Below are 20,130 nucleotides of genomic sequence, written 5' to 3'. Positions count from 1 at the left end.
AAGTACTAGATGGAGGAATATTATGGAAAATGAATTGACAGCGATTCTGACCTTTTTAGAAAAAAGCGAGAAATTGAAGGGAACCTTGCGAACAGCGTGGGATAGTGAGGGAAAACAGGAATCCACTGCCGAGCACTCTTGGCGCTTAGCATTGATGACCGCTTGTCTCTTGCCCTATTTTTCAGAAATAAATGCTGCGGAAGCACTGGAGATGGCGCTACTGCATGATCTTGCAGAAAGTGTGACCGGTGATATTTCTGCTTTTTTAACTCCTGATGCAACTGCAAAATCTCAGCAAGAAACAGCGGTCTTTTTCCAGTTGACCGAAGATTTACCGTTGAACCAAAAAAATCACTTTCAAGAATTATTTATCGCGTATGAACAAAATACGACAACTACTGCTCATTTTATTAAAGCATTGGATAAGGCAGAGACAATCTTGCAGCATAACCAAGGAAAAAATCCCGCAGATTTCCATTACGAATTTAATTTGGATTATGGAAAAAAATACTTCACAGGTGAGGTATTAACAACTTTGAGAGCATTGCTAGATGCTGAAACAAAGAAAAATCTCCAAAAAAATACCGGTGAGAAACACTAACTGTGCATTCTCCTAGAAGGAGTAACGATATGTCGAATGAAATCAAACTAATTATTAGTGATATTGACGGAACTTTACTGACCTCGCAACATCTTCTTACAAAAAATTTAGTGCAAACTCTGCAAGAAATCCAAGCCCTTTCGATTCCGTTTATCGCCGCTTCTGCCCGTTCACCTCGTGGTATTCTGCCGATTGCACAGAAACTGGGTATTCAAAATAATCCCCTTGCTGCTTACAACGGTGCTTTGATAACGACTGATGGAAATCTGCCACTTTTTAGTCATCCTTTGCCTGCTGCTGGCAAAAAACTGCTGAAGCTTATCAAAAAATTTTTTCCGACCATTTCATTGAATGTTTATTCCAATGCAGACTGGTATACCGATTCTCATAACAAATGGATCGAAATCGAAGCAACTATCACAAAAATGCAACCGATTTTTCTTTCATTTGCGGATCTTTTGCGGCAAGACCCCATCCATAAATTATTATTGATTGGCGATGCAGTAGAAATTACAACATTAATGAATTTTTTAAACACCCAGGAACTGACAGACTGTGCCTTTTATCTTTCTAAAGAAAATTACCTTGAAATCACCCACAAACAGGTTTCCAAAGAAACTGTCCTTCACGAAATAGCAAATTTTTATGCTGTTCCATTACAAAACGTCTTAACAATAGGAGACAACTATAATGATCTTCCAATGTTAAAAGCCGCCGGTCTGGGAATTGCCATGGGAAATGCCCCCGCACCGGTAAAAGAAAGTGCCGATAAAGTTACTGCCACAAACGACCAAGACGGTGTCGCCAAAGCCTTGAAGAAATATGTTCTTGATTCCCCGTGAAGAAATCAAACAAAAAAAATCCGCACTCTCCAATCGAAAGCAGCTGCCTTCAAGAGAGTGCGGATTTTTTTACCAAAGTTCCTGTTTTTCTCTGGTAATTTATTATCGGAAAAAGCTATCGGCCATTGTTTTACCATATACTTCGGAGTATTTCACGACTACTTTACCAAATCGATCCTCAACTTCTTCATGATCGACCATGTCATAGTGTTCCACGCTTAGTACAAGGCAATTTTCTAATTTTTTTACTGCTTCACCAATCACCCGACGCTGTAATCCTACTGGCTGGCACTCATAGGTGTGTCCCAGCAAAATATTCTCTTTGTCCATACTAACTCCTTTGTAATCGTATTTTAACTTTTCGATCTAAAAGTAATATAGCATTAATTCTCCACAAAGAAAAGAGAAAAGTTCTAATAAATATAAAAAAATAAAAACAAAAATTGTTTATAACACCTATTAAATGGATATAAAGAGATGATAAAATTATGTGAATATTATGGATTTACCAATAAAAAAATAAGAATGCCTTTTGGAATAAATGGGTGAAGGTGTTTCCAATCCTATTTAAAATCAACACTCACACATTATATATCATTGTTTTTTCATCTTATTTCATTTAAAAAAACATTTTTTTTATCAGAATAAAGACAAAAAAGGAACGGTTATCAACCGTTCCTTCCTATCTATTCTTTTCTTTTGTCTAATCGAGCTTGTAGTACCTTTAATTCCCGAAGCTCCACCAAATTTCGATTGATCTTAGCAAAAGCTCGCGCATCTGCAATATGCTCCTGGACGACTTCTATTTCTTTATTCTGAGCCAATGCATTTTTTGCCAGTTGAAACATTAGTCGCGCAAGATAATAGGTTACGTGATTGTCGGAACAAATCGTTACCCCATGTTCCAATAAGGCATCACTGACACTATAATCTTTGATGCTCGCATAAAAGGTTCCGCAATAGAATAAGATATTCAAGACTCGCCAAATATCTGAAGAAGTCTCAATTGGGTAGTGATAAACATCACTGACCGCCTTATCAAAAAAGTATTCTGCTTTTTCTTTGTCGGCTTCATTCGCATAAGCCAAACCCAAACCCGTATACGCTAGTAAAACAAAAATATACGATTTTTCTTTGGGATTTTCTGATAAAATCTGGTTCAAATAAAAGAAACTCTCAGTGATTGGGCCATTTTGCAAGGCGCTCAAATATCCCTTTAAATATAAATAGTGCCATTTTTGTGCGGGATTCTGCAATTCTTCTTGGGGAATTTGATCCAAAATTTTTGATGCGTCGCTATATTCGCTGGTGACTAGATAAAATTCCGATTGTTCCAATTGCTTGTTGACTTTCGAATCCTGAATCCCAACATTTGGAAACAAGTCTCCCAGATTCAGTTGCAGACGATTGCACAATTGAATCAAAATCTTGATGGTTGGGATTTGTCCATTGTTTTCAAAGCGACTCAAAGTTGCTTGAGTACAAATTCCTTCACTTAATTCTTTTTGAGAAAAGCCCAATGCTTTGCGGGTAGTGATAAATCGTTGTATGTCCATTGTCTGATGGCTCCTAGCATGTAATCTGCTATTATTGTATCACATCATTTTACTGCATGGCTAAGTTCTGTTAAAAAGGTTTTTGCATCGCCGACAAAACAATAATCCGATACCTTAAAAATCGGTGCCTGCTTGTCAGTATTGACTGAAACGATGACTTCTGTATTTTCGATTCCCGTAACATACTGAACAGCACCGGAAATTCCTAAATTGATCAAAAAGCTTGGTGCAATCGTATTGCCGCTTTGCCCGATTTGATCGTCTACATTAAATTGCGGCTTATCCGTCAAAGGACGAGAAACCCCCACTTTTGCTCCTAGTTTCCCAGCAAGCGTCTCTGCTAATTGAATACTTTGATCGTCAGCAGCACCACGACCTAAAGCAATCACCCGTTTGGCATTGGCAATATTGTCGCTGTTTGATAAGATTACATGCTCTGCTTCAATTGTAATTCCCGTCGAAGCATGAAATTCCAAATCTTCTACTACTTCAACTTCAACATTTCCTGTGACTTTTTTTGCAGTAAAAGTATTAGGACGAACCGTTGCCATTTGTGGACGACGATCCGGACAAAGAATTTCACACATGATGTTATCTCCATAAGATGGCTTTACTTGTACCAGTTGTTCTTCCTCAAAATATAAATCCAAACAATCTGCGGTCAATCCCGTTTGAAGTTTTGCCTGCAAACGAGGGGCAATGGAACGACCTGTGATCGTTGCGCCAAATAAGAAACTGTTTGGTTGCTCCCGTCGTGCAAGTTGCGCCAATAAATCTGCCTGTTCAGAATCTGCTGGCTGATTTAAACGAGCATCCTTAATAACCAGAATCTTATCCGGACCATATTCCTTTAAGCTTTCTTCTAAGTTTTCTTCCGGTGTCTCCAACAAAACTGCGACAGTTTTAAAATTCGGCGCAATTTCTTTCGCTTTGGTAATCAATTGAAACGTCGTTGGTTCGATTGCAGCTAAACGTTTTTCTGCAAAAATCCAGATTTCAGGTGTTTTTTCCATTTTTTTCGTCCCCACTAGATTAAATTTTTGGCTTTCAAAGCGGTCAGTAATTCATTGACAGCTTCTTTAGGCTGCTCTGACAAATAAACGGTTTCTTTGGCTTTCCGTTCAGGCGTGGTAATACTTTTAACAATCGTTGGTGAGCCACTGATACCAATACGGGCCTCCTCCAATTCAAGATCCGCTTCCGTCCAAACATCGATTTCCTTTTTGAAACTTTGTTGGATATTTCTTGGTGTTTCATACCGTGGTTGATTCAGTTCACTACGCGCAGTCACGATGGCCGGTAATTGAACACGAACGACTTGCTCAGTATTTTCTAATTGGCGGGTACCAACGATGCTGCCGTCACCAGCAAGTTCCAATTCACTGGCAAAAGTAATTTGTGGCCAATTCAAAAATTCTGCCACGATTGGTCCCACTTGCCCTGTGTCCGCATCGACTGCCTGACGACCAAAGAATACCAAATCAACATCTCCCAGCTTCTTGATTGCCTGACTTAAAACATAACCCGTTGCTAAAGTGTCCGAGCCGGCAAATTTGCGAGAACTCAATAAAATGCCACGGTCTGCGCCCATTGCCATTCCTTCACGTAAGGAAACCTCATTGTCTTGTGGTCCCATCGACATCAAAATGACTTCTGCATTGATTTGATCTTTTAGATGCAAGGCGGCTTCGATAGCATTTTTATCATAAGGATTGATGATTCCTGCAATTCCTGATCGTACTAAATTATGAGTGATTGGATCAATTTGTACGTTATTGCTTTCAGGTACTTGTTTCACACATACTAAAATTTTCATTTTCTGCTCCTCTTTAGATTGAAATTTTTCCGTTCTATTTTTAAAACATAAAATAGAATTTTTATCGTGCGGCGGCTTCAGCCAATGCGATTTCTGTTCTCATTTTCTCAACGGTACCTTCAGCGATTTCCAATGCTCGGGCATCACGGATCAAATGCTCGATTGGGTATTCCAAACTATACCCGTATCCGCCCAGAACTTGCAACGCATCATCTCCAGCAGCAACGGCACTACGACTGCCATAAGCTTTTGCCATTGCAGCAACTTTTCCATAAGGTTTGCACTCAAATTTCAATCGTGCCGCTTCTTGGTAAAGCAGAGTCGTATTTTCTTTGGCGATTGCAATATCAGCGATTTTTCGTTGAATAGCTTGTAGTTGAATGATTGGCTTGTCAATTGCAAGGCGTTGTTTCGCATAAGTTGTTGCAATTTCCAGCTCATGTTCCAAAATTCCAGCAAGAACTGCTCCCATTAAAATTCGGGCATCATCATGGGCACGTTCTCCAATCAAATGACCCTCCCCTAGTTTCCCCAACAAATGATCCTCAGAAACGACAATATTTTCCATAAAAATTTCTGCCACTGGTGTTCCTCTCAAGCCAAGAAAACTTTCTTGTTTGCCAAATTTAAAGCCGGGCATATCTTTATCAACAACGAATACAGATAGTTCCTCTGGTGCTGTTTTTACCAACACTGCGTAAACTTCGGCTAATCCTCCGTTTGTAATCATGATTTTATTTCCGTTCAAAATCCAATGATCGTCGTGTTTAACAGCCGTAGCACCAATTCCCATTGGATTTGACCCGCCAGTAGATTCCGTCATTCCAAAAGCAAAAATGCGTTTGCTTCCGCTAGGTAAATATTTTTCTTTTAAAGCAGGTGTTCCGAAATTCACAAATTGATCAATCGTTTTGTAGTGCCCTTCTAAAGTGACTGCGACACTAGCATTGGCTGTTGCCAAATCATAGATGACTTGAGCGGTACTGATAGGATCAAACCCGGCTCCACCGTATTCTTCTGGCAAAGTCAAACCGAGAAAACCAGTTTCCACTAGCTTTTCAAATAGTCCTTCTGTGAAGTCTCCTTTTTTATCGATTGCCATATCAAAAGGTTTGATTTCTTTTTCAGCAAATTCTACTGCCATATGATGCAGCATTAATTGTGGTTGCGTTAAATTGACACTCATTGTGGGCCTCCATTGTTTTTATTTTCACAAGTTAGAAGTCTTGCTTCTGACAAAAATAATACCTACGTTAAAAATGAATGTCAACCAAAATATATAAAAAATTATATAGAATAACGTTGTGACTAATTTTATGAAGAACCTTCTTTTTTTGAAAAAATAGCCCTATTTTCACTAAAATTGAAAAAAACCTAGAATAAAACAAAATAACCGTGTAAAAACTTCTTTTTTTGAAAACACATAATATATAAAATATTATATAACCGAATAAAAATAACTATAAAATTTTATTTACTTGCACAAAAAAATTCTATCTGCGAAGAAACAGATAGAATCTTTTTGTTTATTCAGTTGAATAACTTTCGTCCCAGACAATAACTGTTTATATGGAAAAGTCCATACAAACGTGGTCGCAGAATCCTTTGTTCTACGAAATATCACTGGAGGCAAGCAGCAGTTCTACATACTTTTCAAGAAATTCCTGATCGATCGTATCATAAGTATCTACTGTTCCGCTATCGATGTCTAAAACTCCCAGTAATTTTCCCTCTTTGACCATCGGAACAACAATTTCCGACATTGCAGCTGAGTCACAGGAAATATAATTTTTATGGGTCTTAACGTTGCCAACAATCATCGTTTCTTGTTTCTCGGCACTTTCTCCGCAGACCCCTTTTCCCATTTTAATACGGGTGCAGGAAACCTTCCCTTGAAACGGACCTAAAACCAGTTCTTCACCATTAAACAAATAGTAGCCGGCAAAAACAGTATCTTTCAAGGTTGTAGTTAATAATGCAGAAGAATTTGCCAAAGTAGCGATCCAATTCTTTTCTGCATCTAGTAATCCTGCTTGTTGCAATAACAACAATTCATAGGCTTCTTTCTTTTGATTCACATTCTTCACCTCTTGGTTGGCATTATAACGCACTTTTTTCTTCAAAACTAGCAAAAATCTTTCTTATTTCGCTAGATTCCGAGCATTAACAAAAAAGGTTGTTACCTGTTCCATCGTTGCAACTTTTACCAAATGTCCTTCTTCCTCTTGTATGAAGGTAATCAGCTTTTCAGGATGGTGGTCCACGAAATTTGTTACCTGCTCAATGGGAATTTTTTGATCTGTTGTCCCATGCCAAAAGAATAAAGGACGCTCCCCCAACGTTTCAGGATGGAGGGAAAGATCATAGGCTTCAATCCAAGAAAGCAATGTTTGATAATCCTTTGGCAAATAAAAACCGGCAGCTGTCGCATGCATGGTGATTCTTTGCCGATAAGTTACCGGCGCAGGAGAGCCCATTACACAGGCAGCCGCCTTGATGGTTGGATGTTGCGTCAACAATGCACAGGTGGTCATCCCACCCATTGAAACGCCCCCAACATACAGTTCGCCATTTGACAGTCCAAGATTTTCAAAATAATCTACCAAATACCCAAATTCAAATAAATTTGTTTGGATACTATTCCAAAAGGTCAAAGAAGGAATCTCTGATACTTGCGCTTTGCGCTCCCCATGATTGGCGGCATCTGGCAAAATCACCCGAAAACCAGCCCGCGCCAGCTTTCGTCCCTGTGTAAGAACCAATTCTTTCGCCGTTTGCCATCCATGGTAATAAACCAATAGCGGTAAAGGTTCGTAAATCGCATTTTCTTCCACGACTTCCAACAAAGGAATATTTCCTACTCGCCGTTTACGAATGGTTAGCTTCATTCTTTTCACTCCTTATTCTATAGAAAAAAATCCCTTGATTTCTCAAGGACTTCGCGTTATCCAATAACGGACAATTAACGACGGATTTCTTTGATACTTGTGAAAAGTCGTTAAAGTATTGATATAAAAGGATTTTTATTACTTCTGACTACATATTGACTACTTTGTTAAAAAATCGTTTTTCAAGAATCCTGTAATACCAGTGCTTTCACCGTTTTTTTAACTCTCTAAAGAACTAAAAGCAATCAGAGGTTTTACCTTTTCATTTGACGTTAAGTGGCGATAAATTTTCGAAGTTGTTTGGTCAGTATGGCCTAAGCGATCTTTCAAGACTTCCCAGCTACAGTGTTCTGCTACTAAGCTTGCCATTGTATGACGAGCTAAATGAGTATGAAATGGCTTATTAATTCCTGAACGATTCACGCACCGTTTAACGTGATCATTTACATACTCTCGACGATAGGGAACACCACGCTTACTAGAATCAAGATACACAAACAAATATGTTTCTTCTATAGTAAACCTGTAATGTTGCCTCATCTCATCCAAAGCCTTAATCAACTGTTGTAGCTTTTCCATAACTAGAGGAGTTACTAGAACTCGTCTAGCAGAACTAACTGTCTTAGTAGTTTCAATTCGAAAGTCCTTGCTTTTACCTTTGACTGCTGTTTGCTTATAGAATAGAATTTCATTTCTTTTGAAATCCATATCTTCAGGTTGTAGGGCAAGAGCCTCGCTGACACGGCAACCAGTGTAAAATAGAACATGGAATAGTACAGACATTGGTAACTCCTCATGAACAATGCCATAATTCAAAAAAGTTCTCAATTCATCGACAGTAAGAAACTTGTCCTCAATATTATTCACGGCTTCTTTTAAATCAGTTACCGTTAACTGATATTTTGGCATTCTCACAGACTTCATTGGGTTTTCACTTATCAAATTCTTTCTTTGGCAGTATTTGAAAACCATATTCAGAACTTGAATAAGTGATTGTAAACTATTTTTGGCATAGCCAACATTTGTTCCATTAACGCCACATTCCTTTAAGGTAAAAAGTAGTTCTTGAAGGCAGTCAGGTGATAAATCAGATAACTTTTTATCACCAATCCATCGAACAATAATTCTTAATTGTTCTTCTCGCTTATCATAGGTTGTTTCCTTTTGCTCATTTAACGAACGGTAATATTGGAACCATTGCTCACCTACAGCACTAAACTTGTCATTGCTTGCAACAATTTTTTTCTTAAGCCTTTGTTGTTTCTCCATTTCAAGATAAGCGAGTTGTGCCTCACGTTTTGACTTAAAGCCACGTCTTGTTGTCCGGTACGCTTGGAAATACCATGTGATTCTACCTGTGGAACTGATTTGCTTCTTGAAACGATCTTTTTTTTCCATTTACAGATTCCTCCCTTGAGAGAAGAACCCCTTAAGCGGAAAAATATAAAATCTCTTATTCTCTATATACTTATTGTACCGCAAGTATAGAAGAAATGAAATATTATAAGGAACGCAATATACGAAGCTGTTCACAATAGTCATCTGAATCACTCTTTCTCATCCATTCTAAAACATCATCACGAAAATAGTGTCCCCGAATCCCATACCAACAGGGAGGAAACTCACCAAGTTTTACTAAACGGTTCAGTGTACTATCACTTATCTGAAACAGTCGCTTTAAATCAGCGTTTGTTAAAACCAGAGGTAAATGACTAACTGCAAGCAATTTTTCCGTGTAATCTTCCAGTTTTTTTTGTAAAATTGAATAGAACTCTATTTCCAAAGAATTAACATTTGTTTTAACTTCCAACTCCATCACCCTTCTCTATCAAATTCAAAACGACCACCACGGTACCCCCTTGAAATTGTAAAAAACCACTCCAGTACCCCATTAAAACGGACTAGAAAAGAGGAATTTTTAATATGAAACAAGGAATCGCAGACATAAGAATAATTAAAGAAATTCTTGAAAAATCTACGGCTAATGCGATAGCATCCGGAACAGGAATCAATTTGAGTACAGTAAAAAAACTTAAAAGTGGAGAAAGAGCTGTAGAAAAATTAAATCTTGCCGATGCTATTAAAATCACAGAATTTGGCATGAAAAATATGCCGACCAAAATCGAAATATGGAAGTAGTAGTTTTTCTGATCTATCAGCTGCTTTACCAAAGCACATAGGAATTTCACCTCCCCCCAGTAATGGCGGGCCAATTTGGTTACGGAAGTATCATTATCGTAGCCGCGATTCTCATATTTAAATTTGTCGCTCAAAGAATAACTTTGTCATGGCGTAACTAGAAAATCGTAATCTATTTGTACTGATAGATTTACTATTCACTTGTCAAAGAGCGTTAGGCTATTTTCAGCCTATGGAAATCCTTTATTTTAAACTTATAAAAAACTTCCATAGAATGAAAAGGAAAGGGAAAAAATACTTTAACGAGTTGTGTCAAATTCAAGTATCTTCTCAATCAATTTCGTTTCCAGTTGTCTACGCATATATTCATCTACGTACATAACCACTCCTTTTTCTTCTTCATAGATAGGTTTCATGGCTAATCGTGAAATATAATTTTGATATTTTGACAGAATGATGGACATGGCGATTGAATCACCAGAGACTGCGGCTTCAATAGTAGTTACTGGTATAAACGGTATATATCGCTTATTTTACTTCATAGTTGCCACCCAAATACTTTCCTAACTCTTCCAAGGCCACTTGTCGTTGGTACCAAACACTGCCAAGACTTTTCCCAATAATATCGCCAATTTCGCGATCATTGAGTCCAATGAAGAAGGACATCAAAATGATTTCTTGTCTTAGACTAGGTAATGCAGTAATTGCATTTGCCAACTCCCCATTAGAAATAAAGATTTTCATACCTAGGACAGTAAAACTTCCACTACTATTCAAATTTGGTTCTGAATAATAGAACTCTGTACCCAATCCTCTTTGTTCCAATATTTCCATTGAGATCTGACGTTGACGAAATCTAGCGTATTTCTTTTGAATGTTTAATGCCTCATTGCGGACTACTTTCTTACAAAAACTGTCAAACACATGTCGAATGTGGGTTTCTTCTGAGTCGCCCATAAAATTCTCCTCCTAAAAATTCATTCAACTCGTTTTACTTCTATCCCTTTCCATTATTACTACAATCTGGGAGCGAGCATTTTTCGAAAAAACTAAAATTTTTTCCAAAAAAAAAGCGCACAGACAAATTTGTCTATACGCCTCACAAAAACGCTCATGATAAATCATTAAATTTAATTGGCAACAATAAGTAGATTGAGAAGATTATCTAGCTAATTTTTCTGTAATATGTGTTCAAGTATTGCCGCTGCTTTTCCTTCAAATACACATTCTTGGTAACTACCCGTTAGGTGATTTTGATTTAATAGAATGGTAACAATCGAATCATCCTCGCGGATTCCCTCGTCTTCTTTATTGAAAGCTGTGATCTGTCTTTCCGAAAGTCCCAAGTCTTCAAGCTTCGTCCCCGACCACTTACCATCATCACTTTTCCCATAGTTATCTTCTAACATCGCCAAAGTCTTCACAGCTTCCTCCTCCGTCGGGAGATAATGCAGCGTCACTCCAACCAAGCCAAAGCCCGGTTCAAAGATAAAATCTGGAGATGCCATGCCGGCTTCTGTATCCATAGCAGTAGCAAAAGACAACACCGTCTGTTTGTCATTATTTTGCTTACGCTGGGCATCCACCTCATACAAATCCAATTTTTCCAGGACCTCATCTCCCCCCATACTCCAATGAACCTCTTCAAAAGGTGGCGTCCAGTCATAGGTCACCTCCTTGGGCTCTTCCTTGGTGGAACAGCCACCTAAAAAGCATAACGCCAACAGACCTAATAAAACCTTTTTCATGTTCACCTCTCCGTTTAAAATAGTGTCAAAATAAATTGAAAAAATACACAGTAAACGATTATCAATAAGCAATTAATCAGAATAATTTTTTTATTATGAAATAGATGTCCCTTTTCATGTGTGATTTTCCATCTAGAATCTCCCCACGAAAGTTTCGTGGGGAAATCAATACCATAAAAATAAATATTCCCCAGTTTCATTGAAAAAACATTGGCAGCTCGTTCATTCACAAGTGTGATTTTTGAAAGAGTGAATTTCCCGGCTTTGCCTTTTAACTGATAAACAACGAAACCATCTTGAATTTGAAATGTAGGAAATGGTTCACTAAAAGCTGGTGACCCGAGTAATGCATCACGTCTCCTCTTATTCGACAGTGAAAGGAACCAACTGTATCCACCATTAATTACCAAAAGTAATAAGATAAATACTTTTTGACCAGCTGGTAATAAGACTGGCAAAAACAAAGCAACTAAAGCAATCCAATAGATAGTTTCGTTTCGCCCTAGTCGTTCCAAAGATTCGATGACAAAAATATCCTTCTTCCTTAAAAAATGATGTTCTTTTTGCAATTATTCTCGTGAGGTCTTCTTTTAACTACATAAAATTGTAACCACTGGTTTTAAGAGTAGTGTATCATCCCAAATCATATAATTAATTGACTGCGATTGTTATAAAACTCACGGTAAGCCATATAACTAGCAATAAATGAAGAAATCGCAGTAACTGAAATCAACATAAACATCACAACAATTTGGTAACGAATCGCTTGAACAGGATCAATTCCCGCAAAAATCAACCCTGACATCATACCTGGTAGGCTGACAAGTCCAACCGTTTTTGTTCGGTCAATAGAAGGAGCCATGCCCGTTTTGACGCTTTCTCTTACAATACTCATGGACGCTTGTTTTTTATTGGCTCCCAATGCCAATTTTTCCAATACCTGTTGGCGTTGGTCCGTAAATTTTGAATTCAAAGACCGATAGGTCACTCCAATCGCAGTCATGGCGTTGCTGGCAATCATGCCTGTAATTGGAACGATTTGGGAAGGGGTCCAGTCAATGACTCCTGAAAAAACAAGAATGAGTAAGGACAAGGCTGTTCCTACTCCAATAGCCGTCGTTGAAATTTTAAAAGAGCGGTTGATCCCCTCACTGCGTGTATGGGCGTTATAAGAAGCGTTGAACACAATGAACAAAACCATCGCTAAAGTGAGAAAGTTGTTATCCACTCGTAATACGTAGCTCAATACATATCCAATAAGGAATAATTGAACGACAGCGCGAATTCCCGCAATAAAAATGTCGTTTCCTAATCCCAATTTCTCTTTGTAATCAATCAACAAGGCAACTATCAAGAGGACAGAGGATAAAAGCAAAGAAAGATTACTGATTTCCAAATTGTTTGTCATTTCGATTCCTCCATTTTTCCACCTTTGATAGTAATCAGACGAGAAGCTTGGTCGATTTCTTCCTGGTTGTGAGTGACGGCCAACACCGTAGTTTGTTGGTCTTTCATCATGTCTCGGACTAAATCAAGGACAATCGCTCTGTTTTCTTGGTCCAATGAACTGGTAACTTCATCCAGGAGCAACACTTTCGGTTGATACATCAAATTTCGGACCAATGCAACCCGTTGTTTTTCCCCTCCTGATAGTTCCTTGACCTCTTTCGATAAGTAAGTTTCAGGTATTTGAACTCGTTCTAACAATTTTTTTGCACGTTCCCGATCAAATCCTTCTTCTCTTATGCGGGCAGGAAAAGACAAGTTCTCTTGAACTGTCTCATCGAATAGAGAAGCGTTTTGAAAGAAATAAGAGACTTCTTTTCTATACTCCACAGGATCGATTTTTTGCAGATCCGTACCTCGATAATAAATTTTTCCGGAAGTTGGGGAAAGCAGCGTACCAATTAATTTCAAAAGGGTACTTTTTCCACTTCCAGAAGGACCAGAAAAAACAATCACTTCCCCTTTGTTTACTGTAAAAGAGATATCTTGAAGGATTTGGTTTCCGTTTGCCTGAAAACCAACCTTCTCTAATTGAAACAATGAATCACTCATACCACTTCTCTCCTTTATAAAAAAGCCCTGCACCAGTGGACCATCCATACGGGTGCAGGGCTTTTGTTTCATCCTAGTGTACCTCAGTGTTCGTTTGGATCGTTTTTGGCGTCTTCATGAGTAGGGTGAACCGTTCCTTCAAGGTGATCTGGACCAGCATAAATGGTATACAGTCTGAGCGGCTTATCACCGGTGTTTTCGATGTTGTGCCACATGTCCGCCGGAACAAATACGGCGTCATCATCCATCACTTTTTGTTGAACATGTAAGTTATCTTTAGAAGGCCCCATTTTACACACGCCTTCTCCTTCTTCAATACGGATAAATTGGTCAATGCCTTCGTGCACTTCCAAACCGATGTCATCGCCCGGTTAAATGGACATTACGGTGACTTGCAGTTTACTGCCTGTCCAAATGGTCGTCCGGTAATTATCATTTCCTGTGGTGGCGTCTTCAATATTAATGATATACGGCTTCTTCCCATGATCCTTGTAGTCTATTTCCATCTTCCATTCCTCCTAGTCTTTGTACTGAAACAATGATACCTACTTTTTATTTATAATAATTCTAATTAATGGTACCACATCTAAAATTCTATGCAAAAAAATTAGCTTTTTGGAGAGCGATTCTAAACAAAGACCATATAACGCGCAATTACAATTGGTACCCCTTAATCCTCAGCACATAAAGGAAAAAATATGGAATCAAAAAATAACCGATATGTACTCTGGTTATGACTTGAATCAGGGAGAATTTCAGAGACGACACATCATACTTTTTTAGTTTGCACTTATAAAATAACTAGCGTACATTAAGTTTATGCTCACTATCAAGCGTTGTCAATCCTTTAGACTCTTATCAATTTCGAAAGAAAGTAGCAAGGTTATTGATTGTGACTGTAAAAGTGGGGTGTTCCTATAAGCACATTAAACTATCTTCTCTAATTTATCATGCTATTTAAATTCTGTTTTTTCATGAGAATTTTTGTCCAAAACTTGTTAAAATGATTTTAAAAAATACTTACATACACAATCCCCAAAAGACACTAATGTCATTTCAGTCAAAAAAGATACCGCAGAAAATTTCCACCTGAGATTCAATACGATATTACTTTCTTGACAGCCAGCTTAATTCCTTAGTTGAATAGATTATTAAAGTGCACAAAAAAACAATGCGGCGTTTGTTATATTTTCTGGTATAAGCGACGGTGCTATAAACTTTTTTGCAGATTAAAAATCATATGAATTTAACTCCAGTAATAAGAGTTTAAGTGCCAATGCATGCATGATTCTTTCAATTTCCGTTTTATGAGTAGACAGAGCGATTCCTTCATTGCATTGGAAAATGAGTTTGTTTCTCGTAATATGTATGCTCTCATTTTTGGTTGCATAGTATTCTCTCCATTCGTCTTCATACATAAGAACGCCTCCTTTGATCATCCTATATTTAAGTCCTTCGTTATTAATATACGTAAAAAGTTGGTATTTTATTTTTATTTTCTCTCTCTTTAAAAAAACTGAAAAAAGAGCGGTTTACAGGCATTTTCATGGATAGTTACCCATAGATCAATCTGAAATGAGCGTAGAACTTCCCTCTCAAACACTGGTTTTTTAGAGAAATACGAAATATTAGGGTTATTTGCAGAATAGCTACTTATTCTTACAAAGCAACAAGCGAGCAAAAGAAAAATTCCTTTCAAGCGTTTTTTGGCGGTACACTATTTTAGCGACAGGCAAGATAGCAAATATTTTTTACAACTGGTTTGACTGTCGGCGATGACAGCCCACAGCCAAAAATAAAGAAGTCAAGGACTGTGAGGGTGGAGATTTTTGGGTGGTCTGCCAAAAAATACTTACCCGTTCCTTGACTTATTTAAGTGTTATTCAGTTTTAGGCTATTACAACTGGGTGACTGAGACGATTTTGGGGGCTTGCCTCTTTTTTCCAAAAGGGGCAAGGTCTAGATCTTGTGTTTTTATTTTTTTGGAAATTCAAAAGCTAATTTCATTTCGTCATTCAGTGTTAACTTTGCCGAGAAATTGCTTCCTTTTTTACTTTTGAACACTTTGATTAAACTCGTTTCTCTTTTGCTTAATAAATCTTGGACATTTTTCTTTGTGAGTGCTTTTTGGCTCCATCTTTTAGGAAGCGTAAATTTGCAACCGTCTTTGTAGCCCGAACAGCCATAAAATTTTCCTTTGTCTACTACGCTGTTTTGACATTTCGGACACGTACCCATCACATTTTCTTGTTCCATATGACCGGCTACATCTGCAATGTTTTCTTTTTTGTCTTGGAAGTTTTGTGGCACTTTTTCAATGAGGTGCTGCACAAACCGCTCGATACTGCCTAAAAAAGCTTCTTGTGTGCCTTGTTGGCTTCGGATCTTTTTCAAATAGCGTTCCCATTGGGCAGTCATGCCGGCATTGGCGATTTCGTCCTCTGCAATTATGCGGCACAACAATTCGCCTTTTTCTGTCACATAGATTTTACTCTTACTGATCGTGATGTAGTCCTGTTTCTTCAAGGTTTCAATGATACTGGCTCTAGTGGCCTCGGTTCCAATCCCTTCGGTTTCTTTAAGAATGTCTTTGCTGTCTTTATCGTTCATTGCCCGTCCGACATGTTTCATGGCGGTTAGCAGTGTGCCCTCTGTATAGTAATTGGGTGGTTGGGTTTTCCCTTCCTTTGTTTCAAGGGCGAAAGCCACTGAATCATTGACGGTTACTTCTGGTAAAAGTGGGTCGTCCTTGTCTTTTTCTTCCTGTTTATATAGTCGTTTCCATCCACGCTCTTTTTCTGTCTTCCCTTTTGATTGGAACAGAACCTGATTGATCGCTGTATCAATGGTGGTTTCGTCATAGATATACGGCTTTTCAAAAATTGCGAGGGTACGATACAAGACCAGAAGATAAATGTTTTTTTCGTCTTTCGTTACATCACTGAGCTTCGGCAATGTCTTCGTTGGAATAATCGCATAGTGTTCTTGTACTTTGCTTCCATCTACATACCGTTTATTTTCGTTTAGCTGCGGTTCGGAAATGCCCACTCCTGCTAGTTCGAGATACCGACTGAGGTTGCTTTTCAGGTAGTCAAATTCGGGGCTACCAATATAATTGGTATCGCTTCTTGGATAAGAAAGCACCTTTTTTTCATAGAGTTTTTGAGCGATCGAAAGCGTTTTGTCGGCACTGTACTTAAGCAAGCTATCATCCGAATTGTAAGTTAAAATCTCTGTCAAATCATAATAAAATGAAGCATATCCTGAAGGTCTCATCCCCATATGATAGCCATTGATCCAAACCCGAGCGTTTTTATAAACACCTTCAAAATGAATTTTTACGACTTTATTCGTAAGGTCACCCAACTCTTGCAGCGACTGTTTGGTTCGATACCAACCTATCCCTCCGGGTAGATACCCTGTTCCGCTTGAAAAGTGTTTTTCAAAGGGATAAGAGACACCCCAATCATGAGGAATCGTTACCTTTTCCCAAGTAGAATCATCAAAATCTTTTTTCCATGCTTCTTTTTCTTCTTGTTTTGAGAATCGCCATTCATTCAAAAAACGTTTTTCCATTTAATCCCTAACCTCCCTTTTACCAATACTCAAGTAAAGAAATCGCTTTCTTTCACTTAATTTTACTAAAACATTTAATGAAGAACATACTCTATCCGATTCATTTTCATGTATTATATGATATGAAGAAAAAAAGCGCCTACCTTTTCGTAGGTAATAGGAGGGAACTATGTACCACATCCATTCGAATATATTTAATCCTGAAATTATTTATGTCGTTGACTTTTGGAATAAAAAGAAAAATCTTCGAGACTACCACCATCATGATTTCATTGAGATCAGCATCGTATTAGAAGGAACCGTTGATTACGAATTTAATGAGACCCGCACAAGGTTATTTACTGGAGATGCCCTCCTTTTTAACCCTGGTCTTCCTCATACCGAAATCCATCCGGCTGAGATGGAATCCCATGAACTTCATAACGGCCTTTCCAATATTTTGATCGAAGGACTTCCTTTTAATACCTTTCCAAATGAAAATCCCCTACTAGACTTGGGAATTTATCAAGAAGCGTTTTTCAAAAAAGCTTGGCAGCTGACCCAGGAGTTCAATAGCCATAACCTTCATCACGATTTGATGGGCAAAGGAATCATTCTCGAAATGCTAGCTTTGATTTTAAGAAGTTTGACGCCCTCCGATCCAAACAATTGCCTGGCAGTGATCTCTGAAAAAGATAAACAAAAACAAACGCTAGTGAACCATACGATTTATTATTTGGAGAATCATCACCAAGAAGACATCACATTGGAAATGCTAGCAGACATGCTTTATATTAGTCCTGCCCAACTTTCAAAAGTCTTTCGGAAAATCACTGGTCGTAGTCCGATTAAATATTTGATCGAGATTCGGCTCAAACACGCCTATGAGCTGTTGCTTCATACCAATTTGACCATCAAAGAAATCGCAGAAAAAGTAGGTTATCATGATCCTTTTTATTTTAGTAAACTATTTAAAAAGCATTATCATCTTGCTCCTTCTAACGTTCGTAAAAGAAACTAACTGAATTTGCAGACAAAAAAGGATGCATCGCTGCACCCTTTTTCTTATACGATTACTTGCTTCATATAGCCTGCTTCGTCAAAATCTAATGGGGAAATGCGAACCTGTCGATGAAATCCGCGGGCTTCTTCTGGATACTTACTAAGTGGAACAGCAAAGCTGTGATAAGCAATATAATACCTATCAGAATGCTCTAAAATACTGTGATGACCGGTTCCTAAAATGCCTTTTTCAACATTTTTTTGTAAGACAGGATAATGATAGTGAATCGGTCCATACAATGAAGAGGAGGTACCATAATTCACATGATAGTCTTCGCTGCGGGTATCTTCTCCTGACCAAGTAAAATGATACAAATCATCTTTTTTCAAAACGGTAATGGCTTCTCGAAAATCTTCCAGCCCTTGATATTCTGCTAGCGTATCAAGTTTGACTGTTCGCATGTCATCTCCCAACGCTACGATCGCAGCCGTTCCTCCCGCAGAATTGCCAAACAACAGATAGTACTTTCTAGCTTCTACGTAAACAGATGGATCAATGACTTGACTCATGTTTAACCCATAGTCATCGATAAGGTCAGGACTCAAAAGCGGCTTCTCATCTGCAATAAAGGGACCTGTTGGATGATCCGCATAAGCGACACCGATTCCTGAGCGTCCATCCGCCATTTTTCCAGTAAAGTAAAAATAAAACGTTCCTTCTTTTTCTGCTGTACAAGGTGCCCACGCACCACCGATCGTCCATTTCACTTGCGAGGATGCTAGATCAAGGATCGTTCCTTTATTTGTCCACTGAGTAAGATCTTCCGATTCAAATACCGAAAAGCTTGTCCCAGACCAATCGGTAAAACCATCTGATGTTGGATATAAGTAAAATTTCCCGTTAAATGACACCAAATCAGGGTCTGCATAAAGACCATCTAAAACCGGGTTTTTCTGTTGATAATAGGTCAGTAATCGTTGATACTCATCATCTGTGATCGTGATCACTCCACCATGGCGCTTGATAGATTGACCGAAGTCAAAGGCAGAAACAGGTTCGAAAACGCCTGTTGCGAGATCATCACTTACTGCGATCCCATATCCGGTGCCTTTTTTAAAGTGATCTACGATCAGCGCCCATTTGCCATCAGGTAATTGGTACAATTGCGGTCCTTCAACCCCTTCTAATTGAGCGAGATATTCAGAAGCTACTTCCTGATAGTCTCCTGTCAGCTGTTGACTGCGATCTAAAAAAATGCGACTATTTTCTTCGTTTTTTGTAAAACGATAATAATACCCCTGACTAAAAACAATCGTTGTATCGATCACATCCATCGTTTTTTCAATAAATAGCACTGGCTCAGTAAACGTCTGAAAATCCTTGGTAGAAACAGAATAAATCTTATGTTTTCCACTGACATTTGCAGCAAAATAGACAAAAAATGTCTCTTTTTCTGCGTCATAAATTGCCTCTGGCGCCCACAAATTCCCGGCATCTTCTGGAGCGATCGTTGCGGTCCATGGTTTTGTCCAATACACAAGATCCGTTGATGACCAGATAACCATCTGGCGGCTACCATTGGTTTGAGCCTGTGCCCAGCCAAGTCCCTTTTCAATACGCAAATCTGTCGCAATGAGATAATACGTGTCCTTCCCCTTAACCAGAAAAGGATCCCTAACTCCTTTTTCCCCAAGATCACTTTTCAAAACGGGATGTCCTTGATTTAAATCCGTAAAAGTCAACCCATCCTTGCTCACACTAAAGTATACTTGTTCACCATTTTTTTGCTCGCCAGTGAAATGACAAAATAAATAAGCCGTCATCCAATCCCTCCTAATTCCTTCTCTATGCACTCGACTTCCTTCTCTCTCATTTTATAGAAGTCCCCGTGAATTTGTATAAGTTGATGAACGAACTTTTATAA

22 protein-coding genes and 1 pseudogene are annotated in these 20,130 nt (G+C 38.4%); 4 read left to right on the top strand and 19 right to left on the bottom strand.

Features of this window, described 5'->3' with window-relative positions; translation table 11 throughout:
* Positions 1–22: 22 nt before the first annotated feature.
* Both BN1875_RS06765 and BN1875_RS06760 read left to right on the top strand, forming a co-directional pair.
* Positions 23–601 (top strand): HD domain-containing protein, encoded by a 579-nt coding sequence (locus BN1875_RS06765; protein ID WP_048604083.1) that lies wholly within the window; start codon positions 23–25, stop codon positions 599–601.
* A 29-nt stretch (positions 602–630) separates the two neighbouring features.
* Entirely contained in the window at positions 631–1,443 is an 813-nt protein-coding gene (locus tag BN1875_RS06760; protein WP_048604082.1) for a Cof-type HAD-IIB family hydrolase, read from the top strand.
* Positions 1,444–1,545: 102 nt separating this feature from the next.
* Here the strand turns inward: BN1875_RS06760 and BN1875_RS06755 are convergent, their stop codons facing one another.
* The 9 genes from BN1875_RS06755 to BN1875_RS06715 form a co-directional block, all read right to left on the bottom strand.
* Positions 1,546–1,773 carry an Hcp family type VI secretion system effector gene (locus tag BN1875_RS06755; protein ID WP_048604081.1) on the bottom strand — a complete coding sequence of 76 codons (228 nt, stop codon included), beginning with the start codon at positions 1,771–1,773 and terminating at the stop codon, positions 1,546–1,548.
* A gap of 356 nt (positions 1,774–2,129) precedes the next feature.
* Positions 2,130–2,999 (bottom strand): helix-turn-helix domain-containing protein, encoded by an 870-nt coding sequence (locus BN1875_RS06750; protein WP_048604080.1) that lies wholly within the window; start codon positions 2,997–2,999, stop codon positions 2,130–2,132.
* Between the two features lie 44 nt (positions 3,000–3,043).
* The gene (locus BN1875_RS06745; protein WP_048604079.1) at positions 3,044–4,012 is read right to left on the bottom strand and encodes an electron transfer flavoprotein subunit alpha/FixB family protein; all 969 of its coding nucleotides are present in this window, start codon (positions 4,010–4,012) and stop codon (positions 3,044–3,046) included.
* Between the two features lie 14 nt (positions 4,013–4,026).
* A complete protein-coding gene (locus BN1875_RS06740) occupies positions 4,027–4,815 on the bottom strand; it encodes an electron transfer flavoprotein subunit beta/FixA family protein (RefSeq protein WP_048604078.1) in 789 nt (262 codons plus the stop codon).
* Between the two features lie 61 nt (positions 4,816–4,876).
* Positions 4,877–6,001, bottom strand: a complete 1,125-nt coding sequence (locus tag BN1875_RS06735; RefSeq protein ID WP_048604077.1) for an acyl-CoA dehydrogenase family protein — start codon at positions 5,999–6,001, stop codon at positions 4,877–4,879.
* A gap of 424 nt (positions 6,002–6,425) precedes the next feature.
* Complete coding sequence (locus BN1875_RS06730; protein WP_390622586.1) at positions 6,426–6,893, bottom strand: GAF domain-containing protein; 468 nt, start codon at positions 6,891–6,893, stop codon at positions 6,426–6,428.
* A gap of 63 nt (positions 6,894–6,956) precedes the next feature.
* Positions 6,957–7,703: an alpha/beta fold hydrolase gene (locus BN1875_RS06725; protein ID WP_048604076.1), complete on the bottom strand. Its 747-nt coding sequence runs from the start codon at positions 7,701–7,703 to the stop codon at positions 6,957–6,959.
* Between the two features lie 219 nt (positions 7,704–7,922).
* On the bottom strand, positions 7,923–9,101 hold the full coding sequence (locus BN1875_RS06720) for a site-specific integrase (RefSeq protein WP_048604075.1): 1,179 nt from the start codon (positions 9,099–9,101) through the stop codon (positions 7,923–7,925).
* 103 nt (positions 9,102–9,204) lie between these two features.
* A complete protein-coding gene (locus BN1875_RS06715; protein WP_048604074.1) occupies positions 9,205–9,519 on the bottom strand; it encodes a helix-turn-helix domain-containing protein in 315 nt (104 codons plus the stop codon).
* A gap of 107 nt (positions 9,520–9,626) precedes the next feature.
* Here BN1875_RS06715 and BN1875_RS06710 point away from each other — a divergent pair, with 107 nt between their 5' ends.
* Positions 9,627–9,842 (top strand): hypothetical protein, encoded by a 216-nt coding sequence (locus tag BN1875_RS06710; protein WP_048604073.1) that lies wholly within the window; start codon positions 9,627–9,629, stop codon positions 9,840–9,842.
* Positions 9,843–10,141: 299 nt separating this feature from the next.
* Here the strand turns inward: BN1875_RS06710 and BN1875_RS06705 are convergent, their stop codons facing one another.
* From BN1875_RS06705 to BN1875_RS06665, 9 genes and pseudogenes are all read right to left on the bottom strand, one after another.
* Entirely contained in the window at positions 10,142–10,363 is a 222-nt protein-coding gene (locus BN1875_RS06705) for a helix-turn-helix domain-containing protein (protein WP_048604072.1), read from the bottom strand.
* A gap of 7 nt (positions 10,364–10,370) precedes the next feature.
* The gene (locus BN1875_RS06700; protein ID WP_048604071.1) at positions 10,371–10,799 is read right to left on the bottom strand and encodes an RNA polymerase sigma factor; all 429 of its coding nucleotides are present in this window, start codon (positions 10,797–10,799) and stop codon (positions 10,371–10,373) included.
* A 212-nt stretch (positions 10,800–11,011) separates the two neighbouring features.
* On the bottom strand, positions 11,012–11,590 hold the full coding sequence (locus tag BN1875_RS06695; protein ID WP_048604070.1) for a hypothetical protein: 579 nt from the start codon (positions 11,588–11,590) through the stop codon (positions 11,012–11,014).
* 14 nt (positions 11,591–11,604) lie between these two features.
* Positions 11,605–12,159: a hypothetical protein gene (locus tag BN1875_RS13820; protein WP_048604069.1), complete on the bottom strand. Its 555-nt coding sequence runs from the start codon at positions 12,157–12,159 to the stop codon at positions 11,605–11,607.
* A gap of 74 nt (positions 12,160–12,233) precedes the next feature.
* A complete protein-coding gene (locus tag BN1875_RS06685; protein ID WP_002311027.1) occupies positions 12,234–12,998 on the bottom strand; it encodes an ABC transporter permease in 765 nt (254 codons plus the stop codon).
* Positions 12,995–13,648 carry an ABC transporter ATP-binding protein gene (locus tag BN1875_RS06680; RefSeq protein WP_002307505.1) on the bottom strand — a complete coding sequence of 218 codons (654 nt, stop codon included), beginning with the start codon at positions 13,646–13,648 and terminating at the stop codon, positions 12,995–12,997. The genes BN1875_RS06685 and BN1875_RS06680 overlap by 4 nt, the downstream gene beginning before the upstream one ends.
* Positions 13,649–13,731: 83 nt before the next feature.
* Positions 13,732–14,154: pseudogene (locus BN1875_RS06675) on the bottom strand (cupin domain-containing protein).
* Between the two features lie 723 nt (positions 14,155–14,877).
* Complete coding sequence (locus BN1875_RS06670) at positions 14,878–15,066, bottom strand: hypothetical protein (RefSeq protein ID WP_002311028.1); 189 nt, start codon at positions 15,064–15,066, stop codon at positions 14,878–14,880.
* A gap of 556 nt (positions 15,067–15,622) precedes the next feature.
* The gene (locus tag BN1875_RS06665; protein ID WP_082147254.1) at positions 15,623–17,224 is read right to left on the bottom strand and encodes a type IA DNA topoisomerase; all 1,602 of its coding nucleotides are present in this window, start codon (positions 17,222–17,224) and stop codon (positions 15,623–15,625) included.
* 169 nt (positions 17,225–17,393) lie between these two features.
* Here BN1875_RS06665 and BN1875_RS06660 point away from each other — a divergent pair, with 169 nt between their 5' ends.
* Complete coding sequence (locus BN1875_RS06660) at positions 17,394–18,224, top strand: AraC family transcriptional regulator (protein WP_048604068.1); 831 nt, start codon at positions 17,394–17,396, stop codon at positions 18,222–18,224.
* Positions 18,225–18,268: 44 nt separating this feature from the next.
* On the opposite strand, the gene BN1875_RS06655 is transcribed toward BN1875_RS06660, so the two are convergent.
* The gene (locus tag BN1875_RS06655; protein ID WP_048604067.1) at positions 18,269–20,029 is read right to left on the bottom strand and encodes a glycoside hydrolase family 43 protein; all 1,761 of its coding nucleotides are present in this window, start codon (positions 20,027–20,029) and stop codon (positions 18,269–18,271) included.
* Positions 20,030–20,130 lie beyond the last annotated feature (101 nt).

Source organism: Enterococcus massiliensis (assembly GCF_001050095.1).
Taxonomy (GTDB): domain Bacteria; phylum Bacillota; class Bacilli; order Lactobacillales; family Enterococcaceae; genus Enterococcus_C; species Enterococcus_C songbeiensis.
Note: the sequence above shows the minus strand (reverse complement) of the source record. Positions and strands in the feature narration are given on the sequence as shown.

Coding starts and splice junctions, on each gene's coding strand:
- BN1875_RS06765 (WP_048604083.1), top strand. CDS start 23: ATGGAAAATGAATTGACAGCGATTCTGACCTTTTTAGAAAAAAGCGAG.
- BN1875_RS06760 (WP_048604082.1), top strand. CDS start 631: ATGTCGAATGAAATCAAACTAATTATTAGTGATATTGACGGAACTTTA.
- BN1875_RS06755 (WP_048604081.1), bottom strand. CDS start 1,773: ATGGACAAAGAGAATATTTTGCTGGGACACACCTATGAGTGCCAGCCA.
- BN1875_RS06750 (WP_048604080.1), bottom strand. CDS start 2,999: ATGGACATACAACGATTTATCACTACCCGCAAAGCATTGGGCTTTTCT.
- BN1875_RS06745 (WP_048604079.1), bottom strand. CDS start 4,012: ATGGAAAAAACACCTGAAATCTGGATTTTTGCAGAAAAACGTTTAGCT.
- BN1875_RS06740 (WP_048604078.1), bottom strand. CDS start 4,815: ATGAAAATTTTAGTATGTGTGAAACAAGTACCTGAAAGCAATAACGTA.
- BN1875_RS06735 (WP_048604077.1), bottom strand. CDS start 6,001: ATGAGTGTCAATTTAACGCAACCACAATTAATGCTGCATCATATGGCA.
- BN1875_RS06725 (WP_048604076.1), bottom strand. CDS start 7,703: ATGAAGCTAACCATTCGTAAACGGCGAGTAGGAAATATTCCTTTGTTG.
- BN1875_RS06720 (WP_048604075.1), bottom strand. CDS start 9,101: ATGGAAAAAAAAGATCGTTTCAAGAAGCAAATCAGTTCCACAGGTAGA.
- BN1875_RS06715 (WP_048604074.1), bottom strand. CDS start 9,519: ATGGAGTTGGAAGTTAAAACAAATGTTAATTCTTTGGAAATAGAGTTC.
- BN1875_RS06710 (WP_048604073.1), top strand. CDS start 9,627: ATGAAACAAGGAATCGCAGACATAAGAATAATTAAAGAAATTCTTGAA.
- BN1875_RS06700 (WP_048604071.1), bottom strand. CDS start 10,799: ATGGGCGACTCAGAAGAAACCCACATTCGACATGTGTTTGACAGTTTT.
- BN1875_RS06695 (WP_048604070.1), bottom strand. CDS start 11,590: ATGAAAAAGGTTTTATTAGGTCTGTTGGCGTTATGCTTTTTAGGTGGC.
- BN1875_RS06685 (WP_002311027.1), bottom strand. CDS start 12,998: ATGACAAACAATTTGGAAATCAGTAATCTTTCTTTGCTTTTATCCTCT.
- BN1875_RS06680 (WP_002307505.1), bottom strand. CDS start 13,648: ATGAGTGATTCATTGTTTCAATTAGAGAAGGTTGGTTTTCAGGCAAAC.
- BN1875_RS06670 (WP_002311028.1), bottom strand. CDS start 15,066: ATGTATGAAGACGAATGGAGAGAATACTATGCAACCAAAAATGAGAGC.
- BN1875_RS06665 (WP_082147254.1), bottom strand. CDS start 17,224: ATGGAAAAACGTTTTTTGAATGAATGGCGATTCTCAAAACAAGAAGAA.
- BN1875_RS06660 (WP_048604068.1), top strand. CDS start 17,394: ATGTACCACATCCATTCGAATATATTTAATCCTGAAATTATTTATGTC.
- BN1875_RS06655 (WP_048604067.1), bottom strand. CDS start 20,029: ATGACGGCTTATTTATTTTGTCATTTCACTGGCGAGCAAAAAAATGGT.